The following is a 17974-nucleotide window of genomic DNA, read 5'->3' on the forward strand; positions in this document are numbered from 1 at the left end:
GGCCATGGCCGTCGATCCTGAGCCAAGCTCGGACTATGACCTGAACCGGGACATCGCCCTGCCCGCGGACAGTCTGCGTGCGGCCGGCGTTCTGGCCGCCTTTCACGAGGATGACGGACGCCTGATCCTGACCAAGCGGGCTTCCGGCCTGCGTCATCACCCGGGCCAGATCGCCCTGCCCGGCGGCAAGGTCGATCCCGCCGATGCCGACGAGATCGCCGCCGCCCTGCGCGAGGCGCGCGAGGAGGTGGGCCTCGACCCCGCGCAGGTCGATATTCTGGGCACGCTTCCCCCGCATCGCACCGTGACGGGCTTTGCGGTGACGCCGGTGATCGGCATTATCCGCGGCCCCTTCCAGCCGCGTCCCGAACCCGGCGAGGTCGAGGAAGCCTTTGCCCTGCCTTTCGCCCATGTCGCCGATCCGTCCTGCTATCGCATCGAGCGGCGGCGCTGGCGCGGGGGGTGGCGCAGCTATTACGCAGCCCCCTTCGGACCCTATTACCTGTGGGGCGCGACGGCCCGCATCCTGCTGGGGCTGGCCAGAAGGATCGCGGCATGATCCGGCTGCCCGCCGACATGATGAACGAACCCGCCTTGCAGACGGTCATGGGGGCCATTGCGGCAAAGGACAGCCGTGTCTGGCTGGTGGGCGGGGCGGTGCGCAACGCGCTTCTGGACATGCCGGTCAAGGATGTGGACCTGGCCACCGATGCCCTGCCCGACGTGGTCGTGGCGCGGGCCGGCGCGGCGGGCCTGAAGGCGGTGCCTACCGGCATCGACCATGGGACCGTCACGGTGGTCTGCAGGGGCCAGGGGTTCGAGGTGACGACCCTGCGCCGCGATGTGGAAACCGACGGGCGCCGAGCCGTGGTGGCCTTTTCCGGCGATCTGGCGCAGGACGCCCGGCGGCGCGACTTTACCATGAACGCGCTTTATGCCGACCAGCACGGCACGGTCATCGACCTGGTGGGCGGTCTTGACGATCTTTACGCCCGCCGCCTGCGCTTCGTCGGCAGCCCTGCCGAGCGCATCGCCGAGGATTACCTGCGCATCCTGCGGTTCTTCCGTTTTCTGGCCTGGTATGGCCGCGACGCCGATCCGGCGGCCGTTGCGGCCTGCCGCGATTTGCGCGGCGGGCTGGACGGCATTTCCCGCGAGCGCATCGGGCAGGAAATGCGCAAGCTGCTGATGGCGCCCGATCCGGTGCCGGCGGTCCGGCTGATGGCCGGCGCGGGCGTGCTGGACAGGGTGCTGCCCGGCGCCACCCCCGATCGCTTCCTGGCGCTGGAGGCGCTTGGGGATCGCGCGCCCTGGCTTGCCCGCCTGGCAGCCCTGTCACAGGCGGATCTGAGCCTTGACCTTCGCCTTTCGCGGGCCGAGGCGCGCGATCACCGAACCCTTGTGACCGCCCTGGCCGAGGACTGGTCCTTCAACCGCATCGCCTATCGCCTGACCGGCGATCTGGCTGCGGGTGCGGCGCTGCTGGTCCAGACCGGCCCCTCGGGTTCCCGCCCCGGCTGGCCCGAGGCACAGGCGGCGGCCCGCCCGCTGCCCATTGCCGCGTCCGACCTGCAACCCCGTCTGCAAGGTCCGGCCTTGGGTCGTGCCCTGACCGCCGCCGAGACAGCCTGGATCGAATCCGGTTTTGCGCTGTCCCCGCCCGCCTTGATCGACATCGCCATTCTGGCCGGAGAGTCCCGATGACCCTGCATCACCGTCTGGGCCGCCTGATCGACGCGTTCCGCCCCGCAGACGGACCGCCGCCCGCGACGCTGCTGGCGTTTTTCCGCTGGTGCCTGTCGGGGGCCTGGGGTGGACTGACGCTGGCCGCCATTGCATCCGCCCTTGGAGGCTTGGCGGATGTGGTGGCCGCCGTGCTGCTGGGCTGGGTCGTTGATGCCATCGCCACCGGCAGCCCCGAGACGCTGTGGTCGCAGAACGGGCTGCTGATCGCGGCCTTCGTAGGCTTCTTCCTGTTGCTGCGGCCGCTGATCTTTGGCCTGTCCACCGCCACCAGCAGCGTCATCATCGGGCCGAACGTGCTGCCCTTGGTGCTGTCGCGCATCCACCGCTGGACGATGGGCCATTCGGTCGCCTTCTTCGACAACGACTTTGCCGGGCGGCTGGCGCAGAAGCAGATGCAGACCGCCCGCGCCGTCACCGATGTGGCGTCGGAAATGGTCAACGTGGTGGCCTTCGCGTTGGCCTCGGTTCTGGGATCGGCTGCGTTTCTGGTATCGGTCGATACCTGGGGGGCGGTGGCCCTGATCCTGTGGATGCTGTCCTATCTGGGGCTGATCAAGTTCTTTCTGCCGCGCATCCGTGCGAAATCCGGGGCCCGCGCATCCGCCCGCGCGATGATCACCGGGCAGGTCGTCGATACCATCACCAACATCAAGACCGTCAAGCTGTTCGCCCATGCCGAACACGAGGATCGGGCCGCCCTGGGCGCCATGGCGGGGTTCCGCGAACGCGCGCTGGATTTCGGCGTGGTCAGCAGCACGTTCCGCATGTCTCTGATGGTGATTGCGGGCATCCTGCCGGTGATCCTGGTCGGCGGCTCGATCATGCTGTGGCGGCAGGATCAGGCGACGCCCGGCGACGTGGCGGCGGCGGGGGCCATCGCCATGCGGCTGAGCCAGATGACCGGCTGGGTCAGCATGGCGCTGATGGGCATCTGGGGCAGCGTGGGCGAGGTCGAGGACGGCATGAAAACCCTGTCCCCCGCCCACGGCCTGACGGATGCGCCCGATGCCGTGTCGCTGGACCGGGTGGCGGGGCGCATCGACTTCGACCATGTGGGCTTTGCCTATGGCCGCGAGGATGGCGGGCTGCGCGACATCGATCTGCATATCCGGCCGGGGGAAAAGGTCGGCATCGTCGGCGCATCGGGCGCAGGCAAATCCACCATGGTCGCCCTGCTGCTGCGGCTCTATGACGTGGAAAAGGGCGCGATCCGCATCGACGGTCAGGATCTGCGCCATGTGACCCAGGAAAGCCTGCGCCGCCAGATCGGCATGGTCACGCAGGAAACCGCCATGTTCAACCGGTCCGCCCGCGACAACATCATCTATGGCCGTCCGGGCGCATCGCAGGCGGACATCGAGGCGGCGGCCAGGGCTGCCGAGGCGCATGACTTCATCCTGACCCTTCAGGACCACCAGGGACGCACGGGATACGACGCGCATCTGGGCGAACGGGGGGTCAAGCTGTCGGGTGGGCAGCGCCAGCGGATCGCCCTGGCCCGCGCCTTTCTGAAGGACGCCCCGATTCTGGTGCTGGACGAGGCGACCAGTGCGCTGGACAGCGAGGTCGAGGCGCAGGTTCAGGACGCCTTGGTCCGGGCCATGGCGGGCAAGACGGTGCTGGCCATCGCCCACCGCCTGTCCACCATCGCCGAACTGGACAGGATCGTGGTCATGGATGCGGGCCGGATCGTCGAACAGGGCACGCATGGCCAGTTGCTGGCCCGCGGCGGTCTCTATGCGCGATACTGGAACCGGCAATCCGGTGGCTTCCTGGGAACCGAGGAAGCCGCGGAATGACCCTGTGGCGGGTCGAACGCCTGGGCCGTCGTGGCGATGGCGTGGCGGTGGGCGCGTCGGGCCGCGCGCTGGCCCCCCTGACCCTGCCGGAGGAACAGATCGAGGGCGAGGCCATGGACGGCCGTATCGCCGCGCCGCGCATCCTTGCCCCCTCGCCCGACCGGGTGCGGCCCCCCTGCGCCCATTACCGCGCCTGCGGGGGCTGTTCGTTGATGCATGCCAGTGACGGCTTCGCGACCGCGTGGAAACGGCAGGTGGTGGAAACCGCCCTGGCCGCGCGCGGCCTGTCCGCGCCGGTGGCCGGGGTGCAGGTTTCACCGCCCCGCTCGCGGCGGCGGGCGGTGCTATCGGGCAGGCGGACGAAAAAGGGCGCCCTTGTGGGCTTTCATGCCCGCGCGTCGGATGTGATCGTGGATCTGGCGGAATGCCATGTCCTGCGGCCCCAGATCACCGCCGCCCTGCCCCTGCTGCGCCGGATCGTGGTGGCGGGCGCCGCGCGCGGCGCGGAACTGTCGATGACCGTGATCCACGGCCCTGCCGGTCTGGACCTGAGCGTCACCGGCGGCAAGCCGATGGAGCCCGCCCTGTTCCAGACCCTTGCCGCCCTGGCGGACGAGGGCGATCTGGCGCGGCTGACCTGGCAGGATCAGACGGGGGACGGGCAGTCGATCACCCGCCGTCCCCCTGCCCTGCCGATGGGGCGCGCTCGGGTGGTGCCGCCGCCGGGCGCGTTCCTGCAGGCCACCGCCGAGGGAGAGGCCACCCTGACAGCGTCAGTGCGGAATATCGTGGGCGGCGCGACCCGGATCGTCGATCTGTTTTCAGGCTGCGGCACCTTTTCGCTGCCCTTGGCCGAAACGGCGGCCGTTCATGCGGTCGAGGGTCTGGCTGCCCCTTTGAGGGCGCTGGATGCCGCCTGGCGCGGCGCGCCGGGCTTGAACCGCATCACGATCGAGAATCGGGATCTTGCCCGACGGCCCCTGCTGGCGGACGAGCTGGCAGCCTTTGACGCAATCGTGATTGATCCGCCCCGCGCCGGAGCCGAGGCACAGGCGCGCGAAATTGCCCGGTGCGAGGTCGACAGACTGGCCTTTGTCTCCTGCGATCCGGTGAGTTTTGCCCGCGATGCGCAGATTCTTGCCGGTGGCGGCCTGCGTCCGGTCCGGCTCTGGATCGTGGATCAGTTCCGCTGGTCGCCGCATGTCGAAATCGTCGCGGACTTCGCCCGAATCTAGTCAAATCACCGGGCTCTGTGATATTCATGATCCACAAAAAACAGAAACGTCAGAGGCAGTGATGTACAAGCCTACCCGTCGGGTCGTCGCCTTTTCCATGCTTGCCGTTCTGGCAGCCTGCGGCAGGCCCCCCAGCAAGTTCCGCGCCTATAACGGCCCTGCGGTGACGCAGGTCGTGGTCAACAAGGGCGAACGGAAGTTGTATCTCTTGAACGACAGAACCGTGCTGAAAGCCTATGATGTGGGCTTGGGCAACGAGCCGGTCGGCCACAAGCAGTTCGAAGGCGACGGCAAGACGCCCGAGGGCGTCTATTACATCGACCGTTTCAATCCGCGCAGCCAATACCACCTGTCGGTCGGGGTGTCCTATCCCAACGAAAACGACACCGCCCTGGCACAGGCCCTGGGGCGTAAGCCAGGCGGCGACATCTTCATCCATGGCTGGGGTCCGGACGGCAACCGGCTTGCCCCGAACAGGCGCGATTGGACCGCCGGCTGCATCGCCGTCAGGGATGACGAGATCGAGGAAGTCTATGCGATGCTGCGTCCGGGCGTGCCCATCGTGATCAACCCCTGACGCGGGATCAGGCAAGGCCCCGGCCAACCGGGGCCTTTGCCTTTCAGCTTCCGGTCAGAAGCGTCCACCACAGCTTGCCCGAAGGTTCCTGATACCAGGCGATGCCCAGATTGGTCGCGGCAGGGTCCATGATCACGTCGCGGGTATCGCGCGTGGCCATCCATGCGTTCAGCGTCTCGATGTCGTTTTCATAGGTTTCCGAGATGTTCTCGCCGATGATGGTCCCGAAATAGCCCGCCCGACGCGCGCGGTCCAAGGGCGACGATCCGTCCGATCCCCAGTGCCAGGCACGATTCTGCGCCGACATGTCGCGCGAATGGGCCATGGCCGCAGCCGAGAGCTGCGGGTTCAGCACCAGCGGCGGAACCGCGATATTGGCGCGCAGCATGTTGATTTGCTGCAACACGCGAACCGGAATCTGATCGGTTTCCGCAGCGCCGATCTGGTTGCCCGCCCCCGTCGGCTGGGTGGCGGGGACCACGGGCGGCAGGCTGCGTGGCTGACAGGCCGCCAGCGCCACCAGCGATGCACAAGCGATCGCCTTGTAATTCTGCATGTTTTCGCCACCCTTTGGTTCTTGCCGGGGCAGGTTTACCGAATGACGAGAGGCCGTTCAAACCCACGAATTCGTGATGGTCACCTGCCCTGCCCGAACCGTTCTTCGCAAGGGTGAATTGCCGGAATCAGCGGCGGAGAGTAAGGATTTTTCATGCCTTCCAGGGCAGAGTGGTCAGGGCTGTCTGCAAGAGCGGCCATCGACAAAGGACACGGATGATGAGCACGTCATCGAATCTGAATCGCCGGGCTTTTCTGGGTTCGGCTGCTGCGCTTGGCGCAGCCGGTCTGGCGGTTCCCGCGCTGGGCCAGCAATTCGACCCTTATACCGGCCAGCCTCTCCAGACGATCCCCGGCGCCGTTCCTGGCGCCACCCCGGATGCGGGCGCGGTGCAATATGACGCCACAGCCAGCCCGCAGCACAACATTTCCAGCTTTCAGGCGCAAAGCTGGCAGCCGTATTTCGAAAATCTGACCAACGGCGCGATCCTGTGCGACCTGACCTCACGAGCCGTGCACTTCTGGTCCGAGGATGGCGACATCTACCGGCTTTATCCGTCCTCGATCCCGGTCAGCGCGGATCTGACGCGGACCGGCCGCACCGAGATCATCAAGAAGGTCGAAGGCCCAAGTTGGTCGCCCACGCCCGACATGAAGGCCCGCAACCCCGAATGGCCCGATTTCGTCCCCCCCGGCCCCGACAACCCGCTGGGTACCCATGCGCTGTGGCTGAGTTGGCAGTATTACCGCATCCACGGCACCCATGACACCCGCAAGATCGGCCGCAAGTCGTCGAACGGCTGCATCGGGCTGTACAACGAACACATCCAGGATCTGTACAACCTGACCCGTATCGGGACACAGGTCCTGGTACTGTAGACGCGCCGACGGTTGCGCCGTGCAGGATGCCGCACCCAGGACGGGGCGGCATCTTTTCAGCCGATCGCCTCCATGGGCTGCGCGGTCACACCCATCCCCCCATATTGTCGCGCACCACGTTCAGCATCACCTCGACATGCGCGGGGTCGTCGTTCAGGCAGGGAATATAGGTGAACTCCTTGCCGCCTGCGTGTTCGAAGCTTTCGCGGATCTCGCCGTTGATCTCCTCCAGCGTCTCGATACAGTCGGACGAGAAGGCGGGCGAGATGACGGCGATGTCGGTGATGCCTTGCCTGGCCAGTTCGGCCACGTGTTCGACCGTATAGGGCCGCAGCCATTCCTCGGGTCCGAAGACGGACTGGAAGGTCGTGTCGATCACCCCGTCGGGCCAGCCCAGCGCCTCTTTCAGCAGGCGGGATGTCTTCTGGCACTGGCAGTGATAGGGGTCGCCCTCCAGCAGATAGCGTTTGGGCATTCCGTGATAGCTGGCGACCAGTTTGGCAGGCACGGCATCGCCCAATGTGCGGCGCACCGATGCCGCCAGGGCGGCGATATAGTCGGGCCGGTCGAAATAGGGTTCGCAGGTGCGCAGGGCGGGCTGCCATTTCTGCGTCATCAGGGCGCGGAACAACTGATCGTTCGCGGTGGCCGAGGTCGCGCCCGCATAGTGCGGATAAAGCGGCAGGAACACGATCCGCTGGCAGCCCGCCTTGATCATCCGGTCCAGCACGTCCTGGGTCGATGGATTGCCATAGCGCATGCAGAATTCGACCATGACTTGGTCGCCCCATTCCGCCTGCGCGCGGGCGCGCAACGCCTCGGCCTGGGACCGGGTGATGGTCATCAGCGGGCTTTCGTTCTTTTCCTCGTTCCAGATCAGCTTGTAGTTCTTGCCCGAAGTGAAGGGCCGCTTGGTCAGGATGATGCCCTGCAACAGCGGCTGCCATTTCCACGCCGGATAGTCGATGACGCGCCGGTCGGACAGGAATTCATTCAGATAGCGCCGCATGGACCAATAGTCATAGCCGTCGGGCGTGCCCAGGTTGGCGATGAGGATCCCGGTCTTTTTCGGCGGGATCGAGGGATGGTCGGCGGGCGCGTGGATGGGCTTCATGTCATTCCGGTCCTGATTTCGTTCAGAGCATCTTCAAGTCGGGTTCTGGCCGATCCGGGGCGCAGCGGTTTTTGTTGCGTATCCGAGGGCGACCAGCCGGTCAGAAAGACCAGATCGAACGTGACCGAGATACGGGACGGATTGTCGCGGTCCGGGCAGGTGCCGGCCATGATGGCGGCGGCACGGGCCATGATGGCGCGGCGGGTGGGGCGACGCAGCCGCGCGGCCATGGCGTTGCCCTCGCCCATGGCACGCAAGTCATGGCCCAGGTGGAACAGGTCGCGATAGCTCGCCCTTTGGGTGACCAGATCGGCCACCGGCAGGGCCAGCCCGGCGCGGTTCAGCAACTGGCCCATGTCGCGGATCTCGCCCATCGGCAGGATACGCGGGGACAACCCGCCGCTCATCTCGACCTCGGCCTGGGCCAGGGCGGCGCGCAATTCGTGCAGCGTCTGGCCGCCGGGGCAGGCGGCGATGAACAGCCCGTCCTCGCGCAGGGCACGGGCGGACTGGATGATCTGGCCCACGGGATCGTCGGCCCAGTGCAGCGCCATGGCGTGGATCACCAGGTCATGCGCGCCGGGTTGCAGATCCAGCACCGGATCGTCCGCGACGATGCGGGCCTGGGGGAAGTCCTGCGCCCAGAAGGCCGGAAATCCCGTCACCACGGCGGGGGCGGTAAACCTTCTGTTAATCTCGGACAGCCTATCCTGGATCTCGTCGGCGGCGATCCGGTGCAGCACGTCCGCAAAGCCTTGCCGCATGGCGCGGTCGCGCTGGCGCAACAACGCGGCGCGGTCGGTCAGGACGGGGCGGTCTGGCGGGGGGTTGGTCATGGGGACGCAACATAGGGTGCTTCGGGGGGCGATGAAAGGCGCGTTGCGCCTGCTGTACCCGCCGCAATGCGTGGCCTGCGGGACGCCGGTCGCGGCGCAAGGCGACGAACCCGGCCAGCTTTGCCCGGTCTGCTTTCCCGACATGCGCTTCATCGCCGGGGCTGCCTGCACCCGCTGCGGGGTGCCGCTGCCGGATGACGGTACGGGGGCCGACGATCCGCTGCTGTCCTGCGACGATTGCCTGTCCATCGCGCGGCCCTGGGCGCAAGGACGGGCCGCCATGGTCTATTCCGGCACAGGGCGGCGGCTGGTGCTGGCGCTGAAGCACGGCGACCGGCCGGATCTGGCGCCCGCGCTTGCGACCTGGCTGGCGCGCGCGGCTTCACCGCTGATCGGGCCCGACACGGTCGTGGCACCGATCCCCCTGCACCTGCGGCGGCTGCTGAAACGACGATACAACCAAGCGGCGCTGATCTCGGGCCGGGTAGCACGGGCGCACGGAGTTTTGCACCTGCCCGACCTGCTGCTGCGCCAGCGCCACACGCCGGGCCAGGACCATCGCAGCGCCGGCGACCGCTTTGCGAATGTCGCAGGGGCGCTTGCGGTCAATCCCCGGCGTGCCGCAGCGGTCGCGGGGCGGCCGGTGGTGCTGGTCGATGACGTCATGGCCTCGGGCGCGACGCTGGCGGCGGCCACGGATGCACTGCTGGCGGCGGGATCGGGGCCGGTTTCGGTTGCGGTTCTGGCAAGGGCCGTCAAGGATGACTAGGTTGGGGGCCACAGCGAAAGGAAACCGTTCCCATGACCCAGCCTGCGATCACCATCTATACCACCCGCACCTGCCCGTTCTGCATCCGGGCCAAGGGCCTGCTGCGCGACAAGAACCTGTCCTTCGACGAGATCGACGTGGGCGCCGATCCGGCGTTGCGCGCGCAGATGACCCAGCGGGCCCATGGACGGCGCACGGTGCCCCAGATCTTTATCGGCGAGCGTCATGTCGGCGGCTGCGACGACCTATTTGCACTGGAGGACAGCGGCAAGCTGGATACCCTGGTCGCGGGCACGGCGGGCTGACAGGCCGGGCCGCCACGCGCTGCGGCCTTGACCCGGGCGCGGCGGCAGGGCACGGTTCCGACTTCGCCCCGCCGCCACGATGCGCCCCGCCCCGTCTGGCCCCTCCCGTTTGAAACAATGACCCTGACCGCAACCGACAACGACCGTTCCCAGGCCCCCGACAGGCTTGCCGCCAGCCTTTTCGCCGAGGTGCTGATCGCGGAACAGTTGTCGCGCAACCTGATCGGCAAGGCGCTGCCGCGCGGCATGCAGATCTCGCATTTCTCGGTGCTGAACCTGTTGGCCCATGTGAACGAGGAACGCACCCCGGCCCAGTTGGCCCAGGCGTTCCACGTCACGCGGGGCGCCATGACCAACACCCTGTCGCGGCTGGAATGGGCGGGCCATGTCCATATCCGGCCCGACTGGGACGACGCCCGGCGCAAGTTCGTGTCGATCAGCCCGGCGGGCCGGTCGGCGCGCGACGCGGCCATCGCCGCCTTCATGCCGCTGATCGCCCAGGTGGTGCGCGACATCGGCCCCGACCGTGTCAGGACCGCCCTGCCAGTGCTGCGCGAACTGCGTCACCGGCTGGAGGGCAACGAGGCTTAATCCCCGCGCCGCGCGGTCAGGATATAGTTCACGGCCAGATCCCGGCCCGACAGGCTCCAACCGAAGGTCAGGGGATTGAAAACCATGCCGCGCCGATCCTCGACCGTCAATCCCGCCGCGGCGGCCATTGCGGCCAGTTCGGCCGGTGTGATGAACCGGTTCCAGTCATGCGTGCCGCGCGGCAGCCAGCGCAGGATCCATTCCGCGCCGACGATTGCTGCGGCAAAGCTTTTGGCCGTCCGGTTCAGGGTGGACAGGATCACCAATCCACCCGGCCGCACGAGGTTGCGGCAGGTGGCCACGAAGGCCGTGGGGTCGGCCACGTGCTCGACGATCTCCAGCGCCAGGACCGCGTCGAACCGCTCGCCCTCGGCAGCCATCGCCTCGGCCGTGGTGGCGCGATAGTCGATGGACAACCCCTGTTGTTCGGCATGAAGGCGGGCCACGGCGATGTTGGCCTCGGCCGCATCGGCGCCCACCACCCCTGCGCCCAGCCGCGCCATCGGCTCGGCCACCAGCCCGCCGCCGCAGCCGATGTCCAGCACCCGCAGCCCCTCGAAGGGCCGCAGGCTGCGCCGGTCGCGCCCGAATTCCGCTGCGATCTGGTCGGCGATATAATCCAGACGCAGCGGGTTCATCAGGTGCAGGGGCCTGAACTTGCCCCTGGGATCCCACCATTCGGCGGCCATCGCCTCGAACTTGGCGATCTCGGCAGGGTCGATGCTGGTCATGGCGTGTCCTTCTGGCAGGCGGGTCCATCTGCGCTTATATTGGCCCGATGGACCGATTGGCAGGACAAATCGCTGCGACGCATGGCCGCCTTCACCCGGCGGCCGAGCCCTTTGCCCGGCATATGCTGGACGTGGGCGACGGCCATCAGATCTATGTCGAGGAAAGCGGCAATCCCGAAGGCCGGCCCGTGATCGTGCTGCATGGCGGCCCCGGCGGGGGATGCAGCCCCTTCATGCGTCGGTTCTTCGACCCGACCCATTACCGGGCCATCCTGTTCGACCAGCGCGGTTGCGGACGGTCGCGCCCCCAGGCCTCCGTCCTGGCCAATACGACCCATCACCTGATCGCCGACATCGAGGCGATTCGCCGCCGGCTGGGGCTGGACGCGATGCTGCTGTTCGGCGGAAGCTGGGGGGCCACGCTGGCGCTGGCTTATGCCCAGGCGCATCCGGACCGCGTGTCCGGCCTGGTGCTGCGGGGGGTGTTCCTGGGCACGCAAGGGGAACTTGACTGGTTCTATGGCGGCGGCGCGGGACGGTTCTTTCCGGACCTGTGGGCGAGGTTCCGCGATCCGATCCCGCAATCCGAACAGGACAACCTGATCGCGGCCTATCACCGGAGGCTGTTCGACGACGATCCGGGCCGGCAGGGCCGCTATGCCCAGCCCTGGCTGATGTGGGAAAACGCTCTGGCGGGGCTTCAGTCCTCGGGCGCGGCCCATGCGCCCGCCGATTACGCCCGCGCCTTCGCGCGGCTGGAGAACCATTATTTCCTCAACCGCTGCTTTCTGGACGAAGGCCAGCTTCTGCGCGACCGGCACCGCATCGAACACCTGCCGGCGGTGATCGTCCAGGGCCGCTATGACATGGTCTGCCCGCCCCTGTCGGCCTGGCGCCTGGCCGAAGGCTGGGAGGGCTGCGACCTTCGCCTGATCCCGGCCTCGGGGCACGCGCTGTCGGAACCGCGGATTTCGGCGGAACTGGTCCGGGTGATGGACGATATCCGGGACCGCCGGGCCATGGCCCAAGTTTGACCTTGCAAAACCGGCCGCCTGTGCTAAATCCCCCCCAACAGCGGCGCAGGCTTCCACCCCCTGCCCACCGGCGCTTTCCGCATGGCCCGCTTGACGGGCCTTTTCCATATCCGAAGGGATCTCATGTCGAACGATCTGATCGCCAAGACCGCCATCGACCGGCGTCTGGCCGAGATCATCGCCCCGGTGATCGAGGATCTGGGATTCGAACTGGTGCGCATCCGCCTGCAAGGCGGCAAGACCGCCACCTTGCAGATCATGGCCGACCGGCCCGAAGGCGGCATCAACGTGGATGACTGCGGCGACATTTCCGTGGCGGTCAGCGCGGTTCTGGACGTCGAGGACCCGCTTGAGGAAGCCTATTACCTGGAAGTCAGCAGCCCCGGCATCGACCGGCCGCTGACCCGGCTCAAGGATTTCGCGACCTTCGAGGGATACGAGGCGCGGCTGGAAACGAACCAGCCCATCGACGGGCGCAAGCGTTTCAAGGGCGTGCTGGCGGGCGTCGAGCAAGGCGAGGGCGGCGATGAGGTTCTGCTGAATATCGAGGAATCCGGTGAAGTCCAGACCATCGGCCTGCAGTTCGACTGGCTGTCCGATGCCAAGCTGGTGCTGACGGACGACCTGATCCGCGAAATGCTGCGCCAGAAGAAGGAAGCCGGCGTCCAGATCGAGAATCTGGACGAAAGTGCCTTTGACGAGATCGAAACCGAAGACAACGACGGCGAGAACGCCGATGCCAAGGAGTGAGCGATGGCCATCACCTCTGCCAACCAGCTTGAACTGCTGCAAACCGCCGAAGCCGTCGCGCGCGAGAAGATGATCGAGCCCGAACTGGTCATCGAAGCGATGGAGGACAGCCTCGCCCGCGCGGCCAAATCCCGCTACGGGGCGGAAATGGACATCCGCGTCAAGATCGACCGCAAGACCGGCCATGCGACCTTTACCCGCATCCGCACCGTGGTCGAGGATGACGCGGTCGAGAATTACCAGGCGCAACTGACGGTCGAACAGGCCCGTCCCTATCTGGACAACCCGCAGATCGGCGACGAGATCGTGGACCAGGTTCCGCCGGTGGAACTGGGCCGCATCGCCGCACAGTCGGCCAAGCAGGTGATCCTGCAACGCGTGCGCGAGGCCGAGCGCGATCGCCAGTACGAGGAATTCAAGGACCGCGCCGGCACCATCATCAACGGCGTCGTCAAGCGCGAGGAATACGGCAACATCATCGTCGATGTGGGCCGCGGCGAGGCGATCCTGCGCCGCAACGAAAAGATCGGTCGCGAAAGCTATCGCCCGAACGACCGGATCCGCGCCTATGTCAAGGACGTGCGCCGGGAAACGCGCGGCCCGCAGATCTTCCTGTCGCGCACCGATCCGCAGTTCATGGCGGAACTGTTCAAGATGGAGGTGCCCGAGATCTATGACGGCATCATCGAGATCAAGGCCGTGGCCCGCGATCCCGGCAGCCGTGCCAAGATCGCCGTCATTTCCTATGACAACTCGATCGACCCGGTCGGCGCCTGCGTGGGTATGCGCGGTTCCCGCGTTCAGGCCGTGGTGGGCGAGTTGCAGGGCGAAAAGATCGACATCATTCCCTGGAACGAGGATCAGGCCACCTTTCTTGTCAACGCGCTGCAACCGGCCGAAGTCAGCAAGGTCGTGTTCGACGAGGAAGCCGGCAAGATCGAGGTCGTTGTTCCCGACGAACAGCTTGCCCTGGCCATCGGACGGCGGGGCCAGAACGTGCGTCTGGCCAGCCAGTTGACCGGCCTCGACATCGACATCCTGACCGAGGAGGAGGAGTCCAAGCGCCGTCAGGCCGAATTCAACGCCCGGACCCAGTTGTTCATGGATGCGCTGGATCTGGACGAGTTCTTTGCCCAGCTTCTGGTGGCCGAGGGCTTTACCGACCTGGAAGAAGTGGCCTATGTCGATCAGGACGAGCTTCTGTCCATCGACGGCGTGGACGCAGGCACGGCCGCGGAACTGCAGGCCCGCGCCCGCGACGTGCTGCAAGCCCGGACCAAGGCCGCATTGGAAAACGCCCGCACCCTGGGGGCCGAGGACAGCCTTATTGAATTCGAGGGACTGACCCCCCAGATGGTTGAGGCGCTGGCCAAGGACGGCGTCAAGACGCTGGAAGATTTCGCGACCTGCGCCGACTGGGAACTGGCCGGCGGATGGACCACGGTAAACGGCCAGCGCGTCAAGGACGACGGGCTTCTGGAACCATTCGACATATCGCTCGAGGAGGCGCAGACCCTGGTGATGACTGCCCGCGTGCAATTGGGCTGGGTGGATCCGGCCGAACTCGAGGCCGGGCCGACCGATGGTCCCGATGACGAGGAGGCCGGGGCGTGATGCCCCGGATGTGCGCGCTTGAGCCGCGGTGGAATTGTCAAGGATCGGGACGAGCCTGAACGGCGCTGCATCGTCACCGGAGACGTGCAGCCCAAGCGCGGGCTGATCCGGTTCGTGACGGGGCCGGATGGCATGGTGGTGCCCGATCTGGCGGAAAAGCTGCCCGGCCGGGGCATCTGGGTTGCGGCGGATCGCGCCGCAATCGACAAGGCGGCGGCCAAGGGCCTGTTCTCGCGCGCCGCCAGGGCGCCGGTCAAGGCCCCCGAAGGGCTGGCCGATCTGGTCGAGGCGGGGCTGGCGCGGCGGGTGATCGAACTGGTGTCGCTGGCGCGCAAATCGGGCATTGCGGTCGCCGGGTTCGAAAAGGTCAAGGGCTGGCTGGCAGAAGGGCGCGCGCGTGTGCTGCTTCAGGCCAGCGACGGGTCGGATCGCGGCAAGGGCAAGCTGTGGACGCCCACGGGCGGCCGCTGGTTCGGCTGTCTGTCCGCATCAGAATTGGGTTTGTCCTTCGGGCGCGATCATGTCATACACGGCGCGCTTGCGGCGGGTGGCCTGACGGACAAGGTGATCTTGGAAGCCGGCAGACTGACAGGTCTGCGCGGGCATGACGGCGGCAATTCGGCGGCCGGGAAGGAATGAAGACGCAGATGAGCGACAAAGACGGAAAATCGACCTTGGGACTCGGCGGCAGCGGCCGTTCGGGCCAGGTCAAGCAAAGCTTCAGCCACGGTCGCACCAAGAGCGTCGTCGTGGAAACCAAGCGCAAGCGCGTCGTGGTGCCCAAGGCGGGCGCCACGCAGATGACGGATGCCCAGAAGGAAAAGAACCCCCTGACGGCACGCATGGCGGGCGACCCCTCCAAGCGCCCTGCCGGCATCTCGGATGCCGAGATGGAGCGCCGGCTCAAGGCGCTTGCGGCTGCCAAGATCCGCGAGGCCGACGAGGCCGTGACCCGTGTCGCCGAGGAAAAGGCCCGCGAGGAAGAGCGCGAACGCCGCCGCGCCGAAATCGAAGCCAAGGAGCGTGAGGAGCGCGAGCGCGAAGAAGCCCTGCGCCTCAAGGCCGAGGAAGACGAGCGCCGCGCCCGCGAGGCCGAGGAGCGTGCCCGTCTCAAGGACGAGCCCAAGCCCGCTGAACGCCCCGCCCGTGCCGCCGATGCGCGTCCGGCCGGCAGCCGCCCAGCCGCCCCCGACCGCGCCTCGATCGAGGCGGCGGCGGCCCGCGCCGAAAAGCCCGGCGTTGCGGCAGGTCCGAGACGCACCGACCGCGACCGCCGCGACAGTGGCGGCGACAGCGACGCCAAGGCCAAGGCCAAGGCCGAGGATAGCCGCCGCACGGGCCGGCTGTCGCTGAACCAGGCGCTGGACGGCGAAGGCGGACGGCAGCGGTCCCTGGCTGCGATGAAGCGCAAGCAGGACCGCGCCCGGCAAAAGGCCATGGGCAACGTGCGGACCGAAAAACAGGTTCGCGACGTGCAGTTGCCGGAAACCATCGTGGTGTCGGAACTGGCCAACCGCATGGCGGAACGCGCGGCCGACGTGGTCAAGTCGCTGATGAAAATGGGCATGATGGTGTCCATGAACCAGGCGATCGATGCCGACACCGCCGAACTGGTGATCGAGGAATTCGGCCACAAGGCCGTCCGGGTGTCGGACGCCGACGTGGAACAGGTCATCGACACGGTTCAGGACAAGGCCGAGGACTTGCAGCCGCGCCCACCGATCATCACGATCATGGGGCATGTGGACCACGGCAAGACCTCGCTTCTGGATGCGATCCGCCATGCCAATGTCGTTGCGGGCGAAGCCGGGGGCATTACCCAGCACATCGGCGCCTATCAGGTTACGGCAGCGAACGGCGCGGTTTTGACCTTTCTGGACACGCCCGGCCATGCGGCCTTCACCTCCATGCGGGCACGCGGTGCGCAGGTCACGGATATCGTGGTTCTGGTGGTGGCCGCGGACGATGCGGTCATGCCGCAGACGGTCGAGGCGATCAACCATGCCAAGGCCGCGAACGTGCCGATGATCGTGGCGATCAACAAGATCGACAAGCCTTCGGCCGATCCGCAAAAGGTCCGCACGGCGCTGCTGCAGCACGAGGTCGTGGTCGAACAGATGTCCGGCGACGTGCAGGACGTCGAGGTTTCGGCCAAGACCGGCCAGGGGCTGGACGGGCTGCTGGAAGCCATCGCGCTTCAGGCCGAGATCCTGGAACTGAACGCCAACCCCGCCCGCGCCGCCCAAGGCGCCGTGATCGAGGCACAGCTTGACGTGGGCCGCGGACCCGTGGCCACCGTTCTGGTCCAGAACGGCACCCTGCGTCGCGGCGATATCTTTGTCGTGGGCGAACAGTGGGGCAAGGTCCGCGCGCTGATCAACGACAAGGGCGAGCGCGTGGACGAGGCCGGGCCTTCGGTCCCGGTCGAGGTTCTGGGCCTGAACGGCACGCCCGAGGCAGGCGACGTTCTGAACGTGGTCGAAACCGAGGCTCAGGCCCGCGAGATCGCGGACTATCGCAGCCAGGCCGCCAAGGACAAGCGCGCCGCCGCCGGGGCTGCGACCACGCTGGAACAGTTGATGGCCAAGGCCAAGGCAGACGAAAGCGTGGCCGAACTGCCGGTGGTCGTGAAGGCCGACGTGCAGGGCTCGGCCGAGGCGATCGTGCAGGCCCTTGAAAAGATCGGCAACGACGAGGTGCGCGTCCGCGTGCTGCATTACGGCGTCGGGGCGATCACCGAATCCGATATCGGCCTGGCCGAGGCCAGCCAGGCGCCGGTGATCGGATTCAACGTCCGCGCCAATGCCCCGGCCCGCAATTCGGCCAACCAGAAGGGCGTCGAGATCCGCTATTACTCGATCATCTATGACCTGGTGGACGACATCAAGGCGGCGGCCTCGGGCCTGCTGTCGGCCGAAGTGCGCGAAAACTTCATCGGCTATGCCCAGATCCGCGAAGTGTTCAAGGTCACCGGCGTCGGCAAGGTGGCGGGTTGCCTTGTCACCGAAGGCGTGGCGCGACGTTCGGCGGGCGTGCGCCTGCTGCGCGACAACGTGGTCGTCCACGAAGGCACGCTGAAGACACTCAAGCGCTTCAAGGACGAGGTCAAGGAAGTCCAGTCCGGCCAGGAATGCGGCATGGCGTTCGAGAATTACGACGACATCCGCCAGGGCGATGTCATCGAGATCTTCGAACGCGAGGAAGTCGAGCGGAAACTGTAGGCATCCAGGCCCGCAAGGGCGATGCCGAAACATCAAAGGGGCAGCCCCGTGGCCGCCCCTTTTTGCAATTCGTCGTGGCCCCGTGTCGTGGTGGCCAGTATCGTGGTGGACCATGCGGGTCAGCGCGTTACCGGCTTGCCCTCAAAGGTCCGCGTCCCGATCCGGACAATCATGTTCCCATTGGGGGCCAAGCATTCGAAAAGCCCCTGGATGAGAAT

At 66.9% G+C, this 17974-nt stretch carries 18 protein-coding genes; 14 read left to right on the top strand and 4 right to left on the bottom strand.

Features of this window, described 5'->3' with window-relative positions; translation table 11 throughout:
• Nucleotides 1-4 precede the first annotated feature (4 nt).
• From EYE42_RS09175 to EYE42_RS09195, 5 genes are all read left to right on the top strand, one after another.
• On the top strand, nucleotides 5-559 hold the full coding sequence (locus EYE42_RS09175) for a CoA pyrophosphatase (protein WP_130991188.1): 555 nt from the start codon (nucleotides 5-7) through the stop codon (nucleotides 557-559).
• On the top strand, nucleotides 559-1704 hold the full coding sequence (locus EYE42_RS09180) for a CCA tRNA nucleotidyltransferase (protein ID WP_130991189.1): 1146 nt from the start codon (nucleotides 559-561) through the stop codon (nucleotides 1702-1704). Before EYE42_RS09175 ends, EYE42_RS09180 begins: the two co-directional genes overlap by 1 nt.
• The gene (locus tag EYE42_RS09185) at nucleotides 1701-3545 is read left to right on the top strand and encodes an ABC transporter ATP-binding protein (protein ID WP_130991031.1); all 1845 of its coding nucleotides are present in this window, start codon (nucleotides 1701-1703) and stop codon (nucleotides 3543-3545) included. The genes EYE42_RS09180 and EYE42_RS09185 overlap by 4 nt, the downstream gene beginning before the upstream one ends.
• Complete coding sequence (locus EYE42_RS09190; RefSeq protein WP_130991032.1) at nucleotides 3542-4780, top strand: class I SAM-dependent RNA methyltransferase; 1239 nt, start codon at nucleotides 3542-3544, stop codon at nucleotides 4778-4780. The genes EYE42_RS09185 and EYE42_RS09190 overlap by 4 nt, the downstream gene beginning before the upstream one ends.
• Before the next feature lie 61 nt (nucleotides 4781-4841).
• Nucleotides 4842-5357, top strand: a complete 516-nt coding sequence (locus EYE42_RS09195) for a L,D-transpeptidase family protein (RefSeq protein WP_130991033.1) — start codon at nucleotides 4842-4844, stop codon at nucleotides 5355-5357.
• 43 nt (nucleotides 5358-5400) lie between these two features.
• Here EYE42_RS09195 and dalA read toward each other — a convergent pair whose 3' ends face one another.
• Complete coding sequence (gene dalA / locus EYE42_RS09200) at nucleotides 5401-5913, bottom strand: divisome-associated lipoprotein DalA (RefSeq protein WP_130991034.1); 513 nt, start codon at nucleotides 5911-5913, stop codon at nucleotides 5401-5403.
• Nucleotides 5914-6128: 215 nt separating this feature from the next.
• Between dalA and EYE42_RS09205 the strand changes: the two genes are divergently transcribed.
• A complete protein-coding gene (locus EYE42_RS09205) occupies nucleotides 6129-6791 on the top strand; it encodes a L,D-transpeptidase (RefSeq protein WP_130991035.1) in 663 nt (220 codons plus the stop codon).
• 85 nt (nucleotides 6792-6876) lie between these two features.
• Here EYE42_RS09205 and hemH read toward each other — a convergent pair whose 3' ends face one another.
• Nucleotides 6877-7905 carry a ferrochelatase gene (gene hemH, locus EYE42_RS09210; RefSeq protein ID WP_130991036.1) on the bottom strand — a complete coding sequence of 343 codons (1029 nt, stop codon included), beginning with the start codon at nucleotides 7903-7905 and terminating at the stop codon, nucleotides 6877-6879.
• A complete protein-coding gene (locus EYE42_RS09215; RefSeq protein ID WP_130991037.1) occupies nucleotides 7902-8741 on the bottom strand; it encodes a methyltransferase domain-containing protein in 840 nt (279 codons plus the stop codon). The genes hemH and EYE42_RS09215 overlap by 4 nt, the downstream gene beginning before the upstream one ends.
• 31 nt (nucleotides 8742-8772) lie before the next feature.
• Here EYE42_RS09215 and EYE42_RS09220 point away from each other — a divergent pair, with 31 nt between their 5' ends.
• From EYE42_RS09220 to EYE42_RS09230, 3 genes are all read left to right on the top strand, one after another.
• Nucleotides 8773-9510: a double zinc ribbon domain-containing protein gene (locus EYE42_RS09220; RefSeq protein ID WP_130991038.1), complete on the top strand. Its 738-nt coding sequence runs from the start codon at nucleotides 8773-8775 to the stop codon at nucleotides 9508-9510.
• A gap of 32 nt (nucleotides 9511-9542) precedes the next feature.
• The gene (grxC, locus tag EYE42_RS09225; RefSeq protein ID WP_130991039.1) at nucleotides 9543-9815 is read left to right on the top strand and encodes a glutaredoxin 3; all 273 of its coding nucleotides are present in this window, start codon (nucleotides 9543-9545) and stop codon (nucleotides 9813-9815) included.
• Nucleotides 9816-9932: 117 nt separating this feature from the next.
• Entirely contained in the window at nucleotides 9933-10406 is a 474-nt protein-coding gene (locus EYE42_RS09230; protein ID WP_130991040.1) for a MarR family winged helix-turn-helix transcriptional regulator, read from the top strand.
• Here the strand turns inward: EYE42_RS09230 and ubiG are convergent.
• Complete coding sequence (ubiG, locus tag EYE42_RS09235) at nucleotides 10403-11137, bottom strand: bifunctional 2-polyprenyl-6-hydroxyphenol methylase/3-demethylubiquinol 3-O-methyltransferase UbiG (protein ID WP_130991041.1); 735 nt, start codon at nucleotides 11135-11137, stop codon at nucleotides 10403-10405. The genes EYE42_RS09230 and ubiG overlap by 4 nt on opposite strands.
• A 47-nt stretch (nucleotides 11138-11184) precedes the next feature.
• On the opposite strand from ubiG, the gene pip reads away from it, so the two are divergent.
• The 5 genes from pip (at nucleotide 11185) to infB (ending at nucleotide 17756) form a co-directional block, all read left to right on the top strand.
• Entirely contained in the window at nucleotides 11185-12171 is a 987-nt protein-coding gene (pip, locus tag EYE42_RS09240) for a prolyl aminopeptidase (RefSeq protein WP_130991042.1), read from the top strand.
• 123 nt (nucleotides 12172-12294) lie between these two features.
• Nucleotides 12295-12921: a ribosome maturation factor RimP gene (rimP, locus tag EYE42_RS09245; RefSeq protein WP_130991043.1), complete on the top strand. Its 627-nt coding sequence runs from the start codon at nucleotides 12295-12297 to the stop codon at nucleotides 12919-12921.
• A 3-nt stretch (nucleotides 12922-12924) separates the two neighbouring features.
• Nucleotides 12925-14535 (top strand): transcription termination factor NusA, encoded by a 1611-nt coding sequence (gene nusA, locus EYE42_RS09250; protein WP_130991044.1) that lies wholly within the window; start codon nucleotides 12925-12927, stop codon nucleotides 14533-14535.
• Between the two features lie 18 nt (nucleotides 14536-14553).
• A complete protein-coding gene (locus EYE42_RS09255) occupies nucleotides 14554-15174 on the top strand; it encodes an RNA-binding protein (protein WP_130991045.1) in 621 nt (206 codons plus the stop codon).
• 8 nt (nucleotides 15175-15182) lie between these two features.
• Nucleotides 15183-17756 (top strand): translation initiation factor IF-2, encoded by a 2574-nt coding sequence (gene infB / locus EYE42_RS09260; protein ID WP_130991046.1) that lies wholly within the window; start codon nucleotides 15183-15185, stop codon nucleotides 17754-17756.
• Nucleotides 17757-17974: the final 218 nt, after the last annotated feature.

It is taken from the genome of Paracoccus subflavus (assembly GCF_004310345.1).
GTDB classification, from domain to species: domain Bacteria; phylum Pseudomonadota; class Alphaproteobacteria; order Rhodobacterales; family Rhodobacteraceae; genus Paracoccus; species Paracoccus subflavus.